The 13,891-nt window shown below is 69.1% G+C and carries 14 protein-coding genes; 5 read left to right on the top strand and 9 right to left on the bottom strand.

Translation table 11 applies throughout. The features are described from left to right. Positions 1–19 precede the first annotated feature (19 nt). From RCO27_RS14875 to RCO27_RS14855, 5 genes are all read right to left on the bottom strand, one after another. Positions 20–1,336 (bottom strand): MFS transporter, encoded by a 1,317-nt coding sequence (locus RCO27_RS14875; RefSeq protein WP_309003485.1) that lies wholly within the window; start codon positions 1,334–1,336, stop codon positions 20–22. Positions 1,337–1,367: 31 nt separating this feature from the next. Next, on the bottom strand, positions 1,368–1,679 hold the full coding sequence (locus tag RCO27_RS14870) for a hypothetical protein (RefSeq protein ID WP_309003484.1): 312 nt from the start codon (positions 1,677–1,679) through the stop codon (positions 1,368–1,370). Positions 1,680–1,745: 66 nt separating this feature from the next. Beyond that, a complete protein-coding gene (locus RCO27_RS14865) occupies positions 1,746–5,942 on the bottom strand; it encodes a translocation/assembly module TamB domain-containing protein (protein ID WP_309003483.1) in 4,197 nt (1,398 codons plus the stop codon). A gap of 2 nt (positions 5,943–5,944) precedes the next feature. Beyond that, positions 5,945–7,948: a BamA/TamA family outer membrane protein gene (locus tag RCO27_RS14860; protein WP_309003482.1), complete on the bottom strand. Its 2,004-nt coding sequence runs from the start codon at positions 7,946–7,948 to the stop codon at positions 5,945–5,947. A gap of 67 nt (positions 7,949–8,015) precedes the next feature. Then, positions 8,016–8,228: a hypothetical protein gene (locus RCO27_RS14855; protein ID WP_309003481.1), complete on the bottom strand. Its 213-nt coding sequence runs from the start codon at positions 8,226–8,228 to the stop codon at positions 8,016–8,018. Positions 8,229–8,371: 143 nt separating this feature from the next. Between RCO27_RS14855 and RCO27_RS14850 the strand changes: the two genes are divergently transcribed. Continuing rightward, positions 8,372–8,548, top strand: a complete 177-nt coding sequence (locus tag RCO27_RS14850) for a hypothetical protein (protein ID WP_309003480.1) — start codon at positions 8,372–8,374, stop codon at positions 8,546–8,548. Here the strand turns inward: RCO27_RS14850 and RCO27_RS14845 are convergent. Beyond that, on the bottom strand, positions 8,545–9,192 hold the full coding sequence (locus RCO27_RS14845; RefSeq protein ID WP_309003479.1) for a S24 family peptidase: 648 nt from the start codon (positions 9,190–9,192) through the stop codon (positions 8,545–8,547). The genes RCO27_RS14850 and RCO27_RS14845 overlap by 4 nt on opposite strands. 94 nt (positions 9,193–9,286) lie before the next feature. Between RCO27_RS14845 and RCO27_RS14840 the strand changes: the two genes are divergently transcribed. Together RCO27_RS14840 and RCO27_RS14835 are read left to right on the top strand one after the other, a co-directional pair. After that, on the top strand, positions 9,287–9,472 hold the full coding sequence (locus tag RCO27_RS14840; RefSeq protein ID WP_309003478.1) for a hypothetical protein: 186 nt from the start codon (positions 9,287–9,289) through the stop codon (positions 9,470–9,472). Then, on the top strand, positions 9,469–9,786 hold the full coding sequence (locus RCO27_RS14835) for a hypothetical protein (RefSeq protein ID WP_309003477.1): 318 nt from the start codon (positions 9,469–9,471) through the stop codon (positions 9,784–9,786). Before RCO27_RS14840 ends, RCO27_RS14835 begins: the two co-directional genes overlap by 4 nt. 11 nt (positions 9,787–9,797) lie before the next feature. Here RCO27_RS14835 and RCO27_RS14830 read toward each other — a convergent pair whose 3' ends face one another. Beyond that, complete coding sequence (locus tag RCO27_RS14830) at positions 9,798–10,466, bottom strand: hypothetical protein (RefSeq protein WP_309003476.1); 669 nt, start codon at positions 10,464–10,466, stop codon at positions 9,798–9,800. Then, the gene (locus tag RCO27_RS14825) at positions 10,463–11,665 is read right to left on the bottom strand and encodes a TIGR04063 family PEP-CTERM/XrtA system glycosyltransferase (protein ID WP_309003475.1); all 1,203 of its coding nucleotides are present in this window, start codon (positions 11,663–11,665) and stop codon (positions 10,463–10,465) included. The genes RCO27_RS14830 and RCO27_RS14825 overlap by 4 nt, the downstream gene beginning before the upstream one ends. Positions 11,666–11,751: 86 nt before the next feature. Here RCO27_RS14825 and RCO27_RS14820 point away from each other — a divergent pair, with 86 nt between their 5' ends. Together RCO27_RS14820 and RCO27_RS14815 are read left to right on the top strand one after the other, a co-directional pair. After that, positions 11,752–11,904 (top strand): hypothetical protein, encoded by a 153-nt coding sequence (locus RCO27_RS14820; RefSeq protein ID WP_309003474.1) that lies wholly within the window; start codon positions 11,752–11,754, stop codon positions 11,902–11,904. Next, on the top strand, positions 11,897–13,258 hold the full coding sequence (locus RCO27_RS14815) for a putative O-glycosylation ligase, exosortase A system-associated (protein ID WP_309003473.1): 1,362 nt from the start codon (positions 11,897–11,899) through the stop codon (positions 13,256–13,258). The genes RCO27_RS14820 and RCO27_RS14815 overlap by 8 nt, the downstream gene beginning before the upstream one ends. Here RCO27_RS14815 and RCO27_RS14810 read toward each other — a convergent pair. Beyond that, on the bottom strand, positions 13,246–13,791 hold the full coding sequence (locus RCO27_RS14810) for a type 1 glutamine amidotransferase domain-containing protein (RefSeq protein WP_309003472.1): 546 nt from the start codon (positions 13,789–13,791) through the stop codon (positions 13,246–13,248). The genes RCO27_RS14815 and RCO27_RS14810 overlap by 13 nt on opposite strands. Positions 13,792–13,891 lie beyond the last annotated feature (100 nt).

Below are 13,891 nucleotides of genomic sequence, written 5' to 3'. Positions count from 1 at the left end.
GCGTCTCTGCCTGACAGGATCAATCCTCCAAAATCCGGCTGTGATGCTTGGTGTCGCGCATCCCGAGATAGACGATCAGCGAGAGGCCGATCATGCCGGCGACATACCAGTAGAAGGCGCGCTCGATGCCCCAGTCCTTGAGCTGGAAGGCGACATATTCCGCGGTGCCGCCGAACAGGGTGTTGGCGAGCGCATAAGGCAGCGCGACGCCGAGCGCGCGGATGTGAGCCGGGAACAGCTCGGCCTTCACCACCGCGTTGATCGAGGTGTAGCCGGTGACGATCACGAGGGCGCCGAAGACGAGCGCAAAGGCCGCCACGGGTTCGCGCACGGTCTCGAGCGCGGTGAAGATCGGCACGGTGAGCACCAGGCCAAAGATGCCGAAGGTTACCATCACCGGCTTGCGCCCGACGCGGTCCGAAAGCGCGCCGGACAGCGGCTGCAGGCACATGAACAGGAACAGGGCCAGGGTCATGATCTGGCTCGCCGTCTCGCGGCTGAAGCCGGAGGTGTTGACCAGGAACTTCTGCATGAAGGTGGTGTAGGCGTAGAAGGCGAGCGTGCCGCCGGCGGTCAGCGCCATCACGAGGAAGGCTTCCCTGGGATGGTCGCGGAACAGGTTGAGGCCGCTCGAGCGCGGGGCGTCGCTCGCCTTCGCGTTCGTGAAGCTGTCCGTCTCGGCGAGACGGCGGCGGATGTAGAAGACGACCACCGCCAGCACCGCGCCGATCGCGAATGGGATGCGCCAACCCCAGGCCTCCAGGTCGGCCTCGGACATGGTGAACTGGAGCACCAGCAGCACGGCGAGCGCGATGAGCTGGCCCGAGATCAGCGTGACATACTGGAAGCTCGAATAGAAACCGCGCCGCTTCCGCCCGGCCATTTCGCTGAGATAGGTCGCGCTCGCGCCATATTCGCCGCCGACGCTGAGGCCCTGCATCATTCGTGCAATGACGAGGATGATGGGTGCAGCCGCGCCGATCGCGGCATAGGTCGGCGTCACCGCGATCAGCAGGGAGCCCAGGCACATCAGCGTGACGCTGAGGCTGAGCCCCGCCTTGCGGCCGCGGCTGTCGGCATAGATGCCCATGACCCACGCCCCGATCGGGCGCATCACGAAGCCGACGGCGAAAATCGCCGCCGTATTCAGAAGCTGTGCAGTACGGTCGCCTTCCGGAAAGAAGACCGGTGCGAAATAGAGGGCGAAGGCGGCATAGACATACCAGTCGTACCATTCGACCAGGTTGCCCGCCGAGCCGCCGATGATGTTGCGGATACGGTTACCGCCCGGCGCAGCGGTTGCTTCGGCTGGCAGGGCGGCTGAGCTGGACGGCATCGCGCCACGGTGGGGCGATGTCGCGGCGAACTCAAGCGTCTTCGGCGTCGATCACCTCGAAATGGGTGACCAGCGGCTCGAGCTCCAGCAGATAGTCGGGATCGAAGTCGTAATATTTGGCACGGTCGATCGGCCGGCCGGCGAATCGCTCGATCGCCTCCCAGTCGCGCCACAAGGTGAGCATCTCGACGTCGGTGACCGGGCCATTGGCGCGGTGCAGGCACCAGGCACTGAGATTGCCCTCGGTCGAGCGATAGTCGGCCAGGCCCACGTCCCGCATCAGGGCGAGATAGGCCTCGGCGTCGGCGGTCCGGATCCGGCCATGCCAGCGTCTTGCGATCATGGCTGAAACAGACCATGCCGCCGCAACCTCCGCCAATCGAAAGCGGCGGGAGGGTCACAAGCGGGACTAATAATCCCGCGAGACGCGCACGTTCACGCTCTCCCGGCCGATGGTGGAGATGCTGGAGAGGAGCGAGAGCCAGCGGGTGATCTGATATTCGACCGTCGTCGCCGAATAGCCGCGGCCGTCCGTCACCACTTCCACATAGACGCGCCGGCCGAAATATTTGCCCGCCGCGATCTGGGTGCCGATGCCCTGGGTCACGTCGGCCGGGAGGATGCGCAGGCGATCGAGGCCGATCGAGCGGCGCACGACATTGATCGGATCGAGCCCGCGCGGGTCGTTGAGGCTGGCGACCGCCGAGGCGAGCTGCACCGCCTCGGGCGCGGAGAGGTTGGTGATCGAAGTGCCGAACAGGATGCGCGAGAGCAGCTCGTCCTGGGGCATGGCGGGGATCGAGGTGAAGGCGATTTCCGGCCGCTCGCTCTCGCCGGTGACGCGGATCTGGGCGTTGAGCCCGCTCACCCGCGCCTCGGCGGCGATGTCGAGGTCCGGGTTGATCGGCGATTCGCCCTGGAAGCGGATGTTGCCGCGGATCAGGTCGAAGCGCCGGCCGGCGAAATCGTAGGTGCCGCGGATCAGCACCGCATCGCCGGTGATGCGCGGCTCGGTGACCGTGCCGGCGACGCGCACTTCGGCCCGCCACTCGCTGTTCATGCCGAGGCCGGTCACCCGCATGCCGCGCCGGGCATTGACGTCGAGCGCCAGGCGCCAGGGCGACAGGCGGCGCGCCGTCGGCGCGACGTCGAACCGGTTGATCTCGCGCACGTTGAGCCGCGGCACCTGCGCGGCGGCGGTGGCGCTGCCGAGGCGAAAGCGTCCTTCCGTGACCGCGACCGCACCCGAGATGCTGCCGCCCTCGCCGTCCGAGCGGATGGCGAGATCGCCGGTCACCGAAGCACGGATGTCGTCCCGGTCGAGCAGGCGGGCATTCTCGGCGCGCACGTCGAAGCGCATGCCGACGCCGCGGTCGGCGGAGAAATCGAGCATGCCGGAGCCGGAAACCGTCCCGCCGCTCTCGGTGCGGCCGGTGAAACGCTGGATCTGGAGCTGGGAGCCGCCGAACCGGCCGACCGATTCCAGATTGTCGATCACCATGCCGGTGACCGCGCTCTCCAGCCGCGCCCCCCGGGTCGCGACCGAGCCTGTGATCACCGGATCGCTCAAGGTGCCACCCACGTCAGCACCGATCGCGGCCGGGCCGGAGAGGTCCAGCAGTTCGATCCCGGTCAGCCGCCAGAGCGTGTCGGCGGCACCGTTGTAACGGACCTGCGCGCGCATCGGCGCACGGGCCAGCCGGTCGAACAGGCTGCCGGCCCCGCCGATCGGGGAAATGCGCGCTTGCGCCCGTCCGATCGTCTGGCCGTCGCTCACCGCCACCGCCCGCATCGCCGCGTTAACGCCATCGAGGCGGGCATTGATGCCGATATCCACCGGCCGTGACGAGAGGACCAGGCCGGCGCGGGTGAGGCCGCGGATGCGCAGGTTCGCTTCGCCGTTCGGCGGCGCATCGGCCGAGGCGGCGCGGTAGCGGAGCAGGCCGGAGGCAACGCCGCCCAGCCCGAGCTCCGGATAGAACATGTCCATCACGGTGAGCGGCATCGCCTGGAGACGGGCATCAACCTCGGTCCGCGCGCCGAACAGTCCGGACAGGCTGGCGCTGCCGCCGTTGAAGCGAAACTCGCTGCGCTCCAGCCGCCAGCCCTCCGGCGTGCTCACCAGGATCGCCGGACTGGTCAGCTCGAGCGGACGCCGGTCCAGCGTGCCGCTGCCCGTGATGCTGTATCGGTTGGGCGAGACGTCGGCGGCGAAGTTGAGGTTGAAGTCGCGACCGCGCGAGCCGGCGATACGCCCCTCCACCCTGCCCGCGCCGCCGCGCAGCCGCGCCTGAGCGTCGAGACTGGCGATGAACACCCCGCCGCGGCTCAGCCCCCGCGCCTGGATGCGGCCGTCGATCGAGGTGCCGGCGGGACCGAGCAGGACGACGCCTTCGATCACGCCGCGGCGGATCGCGATCGGCGGCGGACCGGTGAAGCTGGCGTCGTTGGCGGTGAGGTTGACGCCGATCCGCTGGATTCCGTTGACCGGGTTGAACAGCAGCCGTCCCGTCAACCCGCCGCCATCGACGTCGAGCCGGCCCGTAAAGCCGCCGGGATCGGACCGAAGCGCGCCGCTGGCGCGGGTGCCGGATACGTTGAGGGTGGCAATCTGGAACGCAGCGGCCTGGCCGGCGGGGAGGAGGATCGCGCCGTTGCCGGTGAACGGGCCGAGCGTCGAGCCGCCCTCGGCGCGCCAAGCATAGCCGATCGCATTGGGCTCCAAATTTAAGAGCACGTCTGAAAGACCAAGCGCGTCGATCGGCCGGTCCAGCCGGATCGCGAGCCGAGGCCGATCGATCTGGCCGTCGAGGGTAAGGCGCAATGGCCCGTACTCGGCGTGCCGACCGCCGCCTTCGAACAGGAAGGTGCCGTCGCGGCGGCGCATCCCGCTGCCCGCCAGCGTCAGGCTGGGCGCGGTCAGGCGGAGGTTCGAGAAGCGGATGATCCCGTCCGGGCCGCGAACCAGATTGGTGTCGAGCTGTGGCAGGCCGCCGGCGATGGTCGCGAGGAAGCGGTTGTCGAGCCGCCGCACCCAGGCGCGCGCACGGCCCGCCACGACCGTACCGCGCCCGCCCGGCCCGGGCACGGCGCGCAGCTCGCTCAGCACGTCGACGACACCGAATCCGGGGATGACATAGGTCCTGAGGCCACCGGTCAGCGTCACCGCATAGACGCCGGTGCGCAGATCCACGCCGAGGCTGACGAGGCCGCGCAGCTTGTCCGAGGTCAGGACGAGGCGGTCGCCGGACAGGCGTTGCGGCGTTACCAGGAGCATGCCCTGCAGGCGCATGTTGGCGAGAATGCCGCCCGCCACCTCGCCGACACCGGTCACCCGGCGCGCCGTCGCCAGGATCGGCACGCGCACCGGCCAGGGCGACATCGCTCCGCGCCCGGTGGCGCGCACGTCCTCGAACCCCGTCTGGTCGAAGGCCATGCGCGGGGCGGTCAGGCGGTAGACGAAACCCGCCTCGCCGAACCGGCCATCGACGAGGGCGGTCAGGCGGATCTGCCGCCCGGTCATGTTCGGGAACATCGCCGGCGGGCGGAGCAGATCGGCTGCGATCTCCAGGTTATCGTACCGGCTCCGCGCGAGATCGAGCGTTCCGCGGGTATCGATGCGCAATGCCGCCGAACGCAGCGAAAGCCGGCCGTTCAGGCGCTGCTCGCGCAGCGTCCCCGTGCCGTCGACGAGCACGCGCGGGATGGTCAGCCGCTGGAGCTTGCCACGCAGGAACGGCCCCGGCGCCGCCCAGCCGTTCATGCGAAGCGCGCCCCGGTCCATGGTGAGCCGGAGGTCCGCGGTACGCCGGCCGGAGACGTCGAGCTGCGCCGCGCCGGCCCAGCGCGTCCAGACGCCGTCACCACCGACGAGGAGGCGCAGCGGACGCTGTGTGCCCACCATGGCGCCGACGACGCTGTTCGCCGGCGCCTCGATCCGCGCTTCCATGTCGAACCGGTCGCGATCCGGTTCGGCATCAATGCGCAGGCGCACCCGATCGCCGCCGTCGCGGATCTCGGCAGCGAGACCGATCAGCGCCCTGCCCTCACGGATTTCCGCCTCGCCGGTCAGGCTGCCGGACCGCTCGCGGCCCGTCACCGCAGAGCCGATGCGCAGCTGGCGCACGTCGAGCCGGCCGACATGGATGTCGTAGTCGGGCAGGATCGGCCGGGGCTCGCGCGACGGGATGAGCTGCGGCGCGCGGTGGAGGATGACGAGATCCGAGCGTGCCTCGTGGATCTGGAGACGCCCCCAGAGGAAGTCGATCGGCCGCCAGTCGAGATCGATCGCCGGCGATTCGGCGAACAGCCCGTCGGGATCGTAGACGCGCACGTCCTTCAATTGCGTGCGTCGCCAGATCGACCCTTCGATCCGGCCGATGCGGATGCGTAGGCCCGACGACGGCGTCATCGCCGCGATCCGGTCGACGATGAAGCGATGGCCCGGCCCGGTGTCGAGGAAGGCGACCAGCGCGCCTGCGGCGAGCAGCAGCGCGATCGCGACGCCGATGAGGAACTTGGCGAGCGCGGCAAGCCAGAAGCGCAGGCCGCGGCGCGGTGAAGGCTCGACGGGAAGCGCGTCGGGTTCGAGGACCGTCTCGGCCACGCTCAGAACGCCTGCCCGAGCGACACGTAGACGGCGACGCGCGGATCGCCGGCCGCGGGGTTGATCGGCGTCGCGACATCGACGCGGATCGGGCCGAAGCGGGTGTGGTAGCGCACGCCGATGCCGGCGCCGAAGCGCAGATTGTCGAACTGCGGCAGCGACGAGGTCGAGATGTTGCCGCCGTCGAAGAAGGGCACGATGCCGAAATTGCCGACCCGCACGCGCGCCTCGATCGCGAACTCGGCCAGGCTGCGCCCGCCGATCGGATCGTCGAACACCGGATCGCGCGGACCGATCCGCTGGAAGCCGTAGCCACGCACCGAGCCGCCGCCGCCGGCGTAGAAGCGCCGCGACGGTGCGATCCGGTCGCGGCGGGCGCCGACGATGGTGCCGAGCCGCACCCGGCCCGCGAGCGTCACCCGATCGGACACGGGCTGATAGTAGCTGCCGTCCAGCTGGAGCCGGCCGTAGAAGAAGGTGCCGCTCTGGAAGGAAGCCTCGGGCGAGAGGCGCGCGGCGAGGCGGAAGCCGCTGGTCGGGTCGAGCAGGTCGTTCGAGCCGTCATAGCCCAGGAACAGCGGCACCGCGCCGATGAAGAAGGTGCGGCGCCGGTTGGTGCCGGTATCGATGTCGAAGTCGCGCTCGTCGCTGGTGATGAGCTCCCCGCCGATCGACCAGGTCCATTTCTTCTGCCAGATGATGTTGGTCTGTCGTTCGATACCGCCAGCGATCGTGAAGGTGCGCGCGTCGAACGCTGGCCGGTTGATGTTGGCGGCGGCGATCTGTGCGGTCAGGATCTGGTCGCGGCGCATGAAATTGTTGCGCCTGAGGCTCACCGACAGCGATTGCTCGCGGGTGCCGGCGACGCCGCGGACGGTGACCGCGCCCTCCGGCGGCAGGAAGTTGCGATGCTGCCAGCTGCCTTCGAGCCGGATGCCCTCGCCGGTGCCGTAGCCGGCCTCGCCGGCGATCGTGCGCATCGGCGCCGGCACCAGCGCGACCGCGAGATCGACGAGATCGGTGCCTTCGCGCGCTACCGGGCGGATTGTGACCGAGGAGACGAGGCCGGTCTGGACGAGCGCCTGGCGGAGGTCATCAATTCTGTCCGCCCGATAGGGATCGCCTTCGTCGAACCGGGCGATCGTTTCGATATGGCGGGCGCTGAACAGCGGGCGGCCTTCGACGATTACGCTGCCGAAGCGGCGGGCGCCGGCCGGCTGGACCGGCAGGACAAGCGTCGCGGTGCGGGTGTCGTGATCGACGACGATGTCGGGGTCGCCGACCTCGGCGAAGGCGTAGCCCCGCCGGCCGAGCTCGGCGCGCAGCGCGGCCTCGGCACCGGTCACCTTCTCGGCATTGACCGGGTCCTGCCGGGCGACGGCAAAGGATTGCCGGAGCGCCTCGGCATCGGCGCCGACTGCTTCCTCGAGGCCTGGAAGGCGGACCTCGGCGAAATGGTAGATGGGGCCCGGCTCGACGTTCAGCGTGACGAGGAAGGCGCCGTCCGTGCCAGCGACGACATCGGTGCGGACCATAGCGTCATAATAACCGTAGGCGCGCAGCAGCTCGGCGATCAGCTCGCCATCGGCACGGGCGCGCCGGTCGATCTGGGCGGCGTTGGCGGGCTCGCCGCGATATTCCTCCAACGTCGAAAGCTCGCGGAACTGGGCAAGCAGCCCGGCCGATTGGTTCGCGTCGAGTCCCTCGATCCGGTAGCTGTAGCGACGGGCGCTGGCGGCATCGGCAACATTTGCGTCGGCAGTCGGAGCGGCTTGCGGGTCCGGACCGGGCGCGGCCGGCTCCGCCGGGGCTTCGGCCGGCGTCCCGCCCATGTCCGGCCAGGGCAGGTCGATGTCCGGCCACGGCTCCAAGGGGGCCGAGGGATCGAGCGGCCGGCTTACCTCGTCGAGCGGATCGACCTGCGCGGCCGCGGGATCATGCCAAAGAATGAGGGCCAGTGCGGCCAGCGAGGCCGCTGCATGCCGCCCCGCAACGACTTGCACCATAAGGCGAAACTAGCCGCCGCCCGAGAGCCGCGCCAGAGAGGATTTTGCCTTGCCGGTCAGGGATTTCTCAGTGGAGCGTGGACGCGCCACGGCCCGACGCGAGCAGAACGACCATGCGCTCGATCTGCCGCCACCGGCAGAACAGCACGACATTGCCGAGCTCCCGGCTCTTGTCGGCACGCGCGGCCGCCTCGCTCGCGGCATGGATGCCGAAACGCGAGATCAGCTCGGCCGCCTCGGTCGCCGCCGACCGATCGGGCAGGTGGACATGATGATGCACGCTTTTCCTCGAACGCTTTTTACGTTTCTGATGAGGGTCATAGCACCATCATGTTGCGAAAAGACCGACGCCTATCGTCAACGAGGCGTAAACCACGACATCGGGACTGGCGGCGCGCGCACGGGGATGTCATGAGCGCCGCCATGGACAGACCCTCCAGAACCCCGATGGCCGGCGGCTTCCTGCTCGCCCTCTCGATCCTTGTCGGCGTTGTCGTCGGCGTCGTCGAGCGGCAGGCGAGCATCGGCTTCCTGGCCGGGCTCGGCGTCGGGCTGGCGCTGCTCGGGCTGGTCTGGGCACTGGATCGCCGCCGCCGCTAACCGATCCGTCGCCCCGTCCAGACCACGCGGCCAACCACGTCGATCGCGTCCAGCGGGCAATCGGGCCAGCCCGGATAGGCGGGATTGTCGCTGCGGATCGAGACGGTGCGTGCAGCCGGATTGAGTGCTAGGCGCTTCACGACGAGGACATCGTCGATCCTCAGCACATAGATGCCGTCGCGCAGCCGCTCGCCGGCGTCGCCACGATCGACGAGGATGTCGTCGCCGTCACTCAGCGTCGGCGCCATGGAATCGCCGGCGACGCGAATGATCGAGAGCTGCTCCGGCGCGCCGCGGGCGACCCGCCGCAGCCAGCTGCCGTCGAAGGCGATATGGCCCCGCGCGCGCTCGTCACCCCCGAAGGCGCCCGCGCCCGCCGCGGCGCCGACATCCAGCCGCGGCACCGGGACCAGAGCATGGGTGGCCGGCTCGGCCGGCAACGCGCCGAGCAGCGCCTCCTCCACTCCGAAGTAACGGGCGAGCCGGCGCCGGTCCTCCTCGGCGAGCCGGCGCGGGCTGCCGCGCTTGATATATTGCTGGACGTAGGCGGGATTGCGGCCGAGCAGGCGCGAGAGGCCGGCATAATCCTCGCCTCTTTCCTCGATCAGGCGCTGCAGCGCGAGCCGGGCCTCTTCTTCTGCCATTACCTGCGCATAGCATAGGATTTTTCCTAGACAAATAGGAAATCTCCTTCGAATGTGAACATATCAGGAACATTCGAGTCGGGAGAGTCGGGACATGCATCTGCTGAGGCGGATCGAGACCTACATGAAGCGCACATCGATGCCGCCGACCCGCTTCGGCCGCGATGCGGTCGGCGATCCGCGCTTCGTCTTCGACTTGCGCAACGGCCGCGAACCGAGGCCGCCGACGCGTGCGCGCGTCCACGCCTGGCTCGACCGGCGGGAAAGGGAACGGTCATGAGTGCGTCGGCGGCAGGGGCGCTGAGGCGCGCGATCAGGGCGGCGTTCGGGGGATTCGCCGGCCTGATCGAAATCGACGCGCGGGATGTGCGGGAATGGGCGAGCGTGACCTTCACCGGCGAACGTCATCTGCTCGCGCTGCGCCTGGAGGGGAGCGGTGCGGGAGATGCGATGGCGCGCTTTCGCGATGGCCTGGAAGACCGCGAGTTCGATCTCGGCGATCACATCCTCGTCGACATCGCCGTCATCGATGCGCGGTTCGACTCCGGCATCGCCGGCATCACGCTGGAGGCGCTAACGGTCGCGGCCGACTAAGATCCATGCCCTCAGGCCTGGCGCGTGGCGAGACGCTGGAGGCTTTCGATCGCGCTTTGCAGGCGATCATCGGAGGGAGCACGCCGTTCCGGCGCTGCCGGTGCCTCGCGGCGCTGCGTCGGCACATGGCGGCGGGCGAGCCCGTCCTCCAGCCGCGCCATGAGTTCGGCGAGCGTTGCCGGCTCGGGCTGCGTCGGCGCGGACGCTGCGGCGGCGGGCACTTCGGCAGCAACCTCTTCATCGAAATCCGCCTCGGGCGCGATCCAGGCGGGCAAGGCCGCGGCGGGATCGCCGAAATCGCGGGTGGCCTGGATCGGGCGCACGGCCGGCGCGTCGGGATGCAGGTCGCGACGGCGCAGGCGCGGCGCGCCTTCGTCCGGCGCCACGCGAAGGATCGGGCGGGCGGGCACGCGGGCGAACCGGTCCAGCCAGCGCAGCGCAGCAAAGGCGATTCCGAAGGCGGCGAGACCGCCCAAAGCGCCGATCGCGATCCGTGCGGTGCCGCCGAGCGGTGGCGCGGCCGCGGGCAGCAGCGACGGCAGACCTGTCATCGCAACCAGATCGTCCAGCATCTCGGCCGGTGCGGCGAAAGCGAGGAACGCGACGGCAAGGCCGGCCAGCGTCGCCACGACGAGGTCCAGCAGATTGTGAAAGGCCGCGAAGGCGCGCTGAGCAGTCATGAAGCCTTACCCGTCAGTCGTTGGTAAACCGGAGCGTAACGCGAAATGTTTGACGCCCAGTTACGCTCGCGCTCGACGAAAGCGCGGGCCGTGGCGCGCCGCGCGTCCCACTCTGCGCGGCGGCCGAACAGATCGGCGAGCGCGTCCGCGAGCGCGGCCGGGTCGTCGGGCGGAAAGAGCGTGCCGGTGACGCCGTCCTCGATCAGCTCGCGGTGGCCGCCGACACTGGACGCGGCGACCAGCTTCCTCTGCGCCATGGCCTCCAGCGGCTTAAGCGGCGTCACCAGCTCGGTGAGGCGCATCGCCTTGCGCGGGTAGGCGAGCACGTCAATCAGGGCGTAATAGCGCTCGACCTTCTCGTGCGGCACGCGGCCGACGAAATGGATCCGCGAGGCGGCGGGCGAGATTTCGGCCTGGGCCTTCAGCGCGGCCTCCATCGGGCCGCCGCCGACCAGCAGCAGCCGCGCCTCGGGCCGGCGTTCGAGCAGGCGCGGCATGGCGGCGATCAGATCGTCGAGACCCTCATAGTCGTAGAAAGAGCCGATGAAGCCGATCACATCGGCTCCGGCGAGGCCGAGGCGGCGCGCGAAATCGGGATCGGGCGCGGGTGGGTTGCCGAACAGGGCCATATCGACCCCGTTGGGCGAGACGACGATCTTGTCCGGCGCGATGCCGCGCGTGATGAGATCGGCGCGCAGACCCTCGCAGATCACCGCCACGGCGTCCGCGCGGCGAACGACATGGGTTTCCAGCATCCTGGTCAGCCGGTAGCGCACGGAGCCCTCGCGGCCCGTGCCGTTGCCGACCGCTGCATCCTCCCAGAAGGCGCGGATTTCGTAGACGAGCGGAATGCCCTGCCGCCGGGCTACCGGGAGTGCGCCGAGCGCGGTCAGCACCGGCGAATGGGCATGGAGCACGTCCGGCCGCCATTCCGCGACCAGCGCGTCGAGCCGGTCGCGCAGCGCGGCGATCTCCCGCCATTCGCCGATCGGAGCGCGGGCCGGGCGTGGCGCAGGGGTGCGGTGAAAGGTGATACCGTCGACGATCTCGGGATCGGGGCCGTCGCGCGTGTGGCGGGCGCCGGTCAGGCAGGCGACCTCCCACCCCTGCCCCTGCTGCGCCTTGACGATGGCGCGGGTGCGGAAGGTGTAGCCGCTGTGCAGCGGCAGGCTGTGGTCGAGAACGTGGAGAATCCGCATCGCGACGCTTCCTGCCACGACAGGCTTAACGCCGCGTCAACCGCGTGGAGGTATCAGCCGGGCGATGGAGCGAAGATGAGCCCGGCATGATCGACAATTTCGCGCTTGGCCTGACGCACGCCCTGATGCTGCTCGCGCTGTGGCGGCTGCTGTCGCGCCCCGATCTTAATGACGACAATGCGTCCGCCGGCGGCGGGACGCCGCGCTGGCCGGGCTTCGGGACGCGCGACGATGCGTGACCTTGTCTTCATCGCCTTCCTTGCGGCCTTCGGCGGGCTCGCGCTGTGGCGGCCCTTCTTCTTCGTGCTGGCCTATGCCTATGTCGACATCGTCTCGCCGCAGCGGCTGTCTTATTACCTGCTGAACAGCATTCCGGTTTCGATGATTTTCGCGGCGCTCGCCGTCGGCGCCTGGCTCCTGTTCGATCCCAAGCACGGCGCCCGCGTCGCGCCGCGACAGATGCTGATGCTGATCCTGCTCGGCTATGCGGGCTTCACGACGATGCACGCCGACATGCCCATCCCCGCCTGGGAGAAATGGGACTGGGCATGGAAGGCGCTCGCCTTCGGCATATTCCTGCCGTTCACGCTTCGAACCCGCGTCCGGATCGAGGCGATCCTGCTGTTCATGACCCTGTCGGCCGCGGCGATCATCATCGTCGGCGGCATCAAGACCGCGGTGAGCGGCGGTGGCTACGGCGTGCTCAACCTCATGGTCGACAACAACAGTGGCCTCTACGAGAGCAGCATCATCTCGACCTTCGCGATCGCCCTCATCCCGGTCATCTTCTGGTTCGCCCGCTACGGCACGATCTTTCCGCCCGACTGGCGCACCCGGTTGTTCTGCGGCGCCCTGATCTTCGCCTGCCTGCTCATCCCGGTGGGTACCGAGGCGCGCACCGGCCTCGTCTGTATCGCCGTGGTCGCGGTCCTGATGTTGCGCGACGTCAAGCGCCGGTTCCTTTATCTCTGCGCGATCGGCACCCTCGGCCTTGCCGCCGTCCCGTTCCTGCCGAGTTCGTTCACCGACCGGATGCAGACGATCCAGGGCTATCAGGCCGACCAATCGGCCGGCACGCGCCTTGCCGTCTGGGGATGGACCCTGAACTATGTGCAGGATCGCCCGCTTGGCGGCGGCTTCGAGGCCTATCTGCAGAACCGCATCCAGGTCGAGGTCACCAACGAACGCAGCACCGGCGACGTGCAGATGGTGAACACCAGCACCCAGGCCGATGCCGGCCGGGCCTGGCACAGCTCCTATTTCGAGATGCTGGGCGAGCAGGGCTGGCCGGGCCTCTTCCTGTTTCTCCTCATCCATGTGATCGGCCTCGTCCGGATGGAGATGATCCGAAGGCGCTATGCCAGGCGCGAGGACGTGCCCTGGATCGCGCCGCTGGCGACGGCGCTCCAGCATTTCCAGATCGTCTACCTGGTCGGCTCCGCCTTCGTGCAGACCGCCTGGCAGCCCTTCGCCTGGATGATGATCGGCGCCCAGATCGGCTTCGACCTCTGGGTAGCACGCCGCGAGCGCGAGGCGCGTGGCACGCAAGGCTGGGCACAATCGCCGGTTCCGGTCGCTGCTCAGGCGGGTTGAAGTGCCTCGGCCTTCTCGACGAGGTCGATGAAGGCGTCGGTGAAGGCCGGAATGTCCTCGGGCTTGCGGCTGGTGACGAGATTGCCGTCGGTGACCGCCGGCTGATCGACCACCTCGGCGCCGGCGTTGCTGAGATCGGTGCGGACGGACGGCCAGCCCGTGACGGTGCGGCCGCGGATCAGATCGGCTTCGGCAAGCAGCCAGGGGGCGTGGCAGATCGCGCCGATCGGCTTGCCGGCCGCCGCAAAGGCCCGCACCAGCGCAACCGCGTCGGGGATGATCCGGAGCTTGTCCGGATTCTTCGTGCCGCCCGGCAGCAGCAGGGCGTCGAACCCGCTTTCGTCGACCGCGGCGAGCGTCGCATCGGGCGCGATCCGCACGCCCTTGTCGCCGACGATCTCGTCCGACTTCGGCGCAGCGAGCACCACGTCCGCGCCCGCTTCGATCAGCCGCTTGCGCGGCTCGAGCAGCTCGGAATCCTCGAACCCGTCGGTGGCGAGGATCAGGATCCTGGCATCGGCAATGGCGGGCATGATTTTCCTCCGTTCATGCGCTGATGAGCGGGCAACGGGGATTTCCACGCACCGGTTCCGGAACGAAGCGGCGGGGCGAGGCATTGGAATGCCGTCTCGA

Origin of the sequence: Sphingosinicella sp. LHD-64, assembly GCF_031157375.1 — a bacterium.
Classification (GTDB): Bacteria; Pseudomonadota; Alphaproteobacteria; order Sphingomonadales; family Sphingomonadaceae; genus Allosphingosinicella.
This window is presented reverse-complemented; position numbering and strand designations above follow the sequence as displayed.

Bases quoted from the DNA above. Each gene is read 5' to 3' on its own strand.
- RCO27_RS14875 (WP_309003485.1), bottom strand. From the start codon at position 1,336: ATGCCGTCCAGCTCAGCCGCCCTGCCAGCCGAAGCAACCGCTGCGCCG.
- RCO27_RS14870 (WP_309003484.1), bottom strand. From the start codon at position 1,679: ATGATCGCAAGACGCTGGCATGGCCGGATCCGGACCGCCGACGCCGAG.
- RCO27_RS14860 (WP_309003482.1), bottom strand. From the start codon at position 7,948: ATGGTGCAAGTCGTTGCGGGGCGGCATGCAGCGGCCTCGCTGGCCGCA.
- RCO27_RS14850 (WP_309003480.1), top strand. From the start codon at position 8,372: ATGGACAGACCCTCCAGAACCCCGATGGCCGGCGGCTTCCTGCTCGCC.
- RCO27_RS14845 (WP_309003479.1), bottom strand. From the start codon at position 9,192: ATGGCAGAAGAAGAGGCCCGGCTCGCGCTGCAGCGCCTGATCGAGGAA.
- RCO27_RS14840 (WP_309003478.1), top strand. From the start codon at position 9,287: ATGCATCTGCTGAGGCGGATCGAGACCTACATGAAGCGCACATCGATG.
- RCO27_RS14835 (WP_309003477.1), top strand. From the start codon at position 9,469: ATGAGTGCGTCGGCGGCAGGGGCGCTGAGGCGCGCGATCAGGGCGGCG.
- RCO27_RS14830 (WP_309003476.1), bottom strand. From the start codon at position 10,466: ATGACTGCTCAGCGCGCCTTCGCGGCCTTTCACAATCTGCTGGACCTC.
- RCO27_RS14825 (WP_309003475.1), bottom strand. From the start codon at position 11,665: ATGCGGATTCTCCACGTTCTCGACCACAGCCTGCCGCTGCACAGCGGC.
- RCO27_RS14820 (WP_309003474.1), top strand. From the start codon at position 11,752: ATGATCGACAATTTCGCGCTTGGCCTGACGCACGCCCTGATGCTGCTC.
- RCO27_RS14815 (WP_309003473.1), top strand. From the start codon at position 11,897: ATGCGTGACCTTGTCTTCATCGCCTTCCTTGCGGCCTTCGGCGGGCTC.
- RCO27_RS14810 (WP_309003472.1), bottom strand. From the start codon at position 13,791: ATGCCCGCCATTGCCGATGCCAGGATCCTGATCCTCGCCACCGACGGG.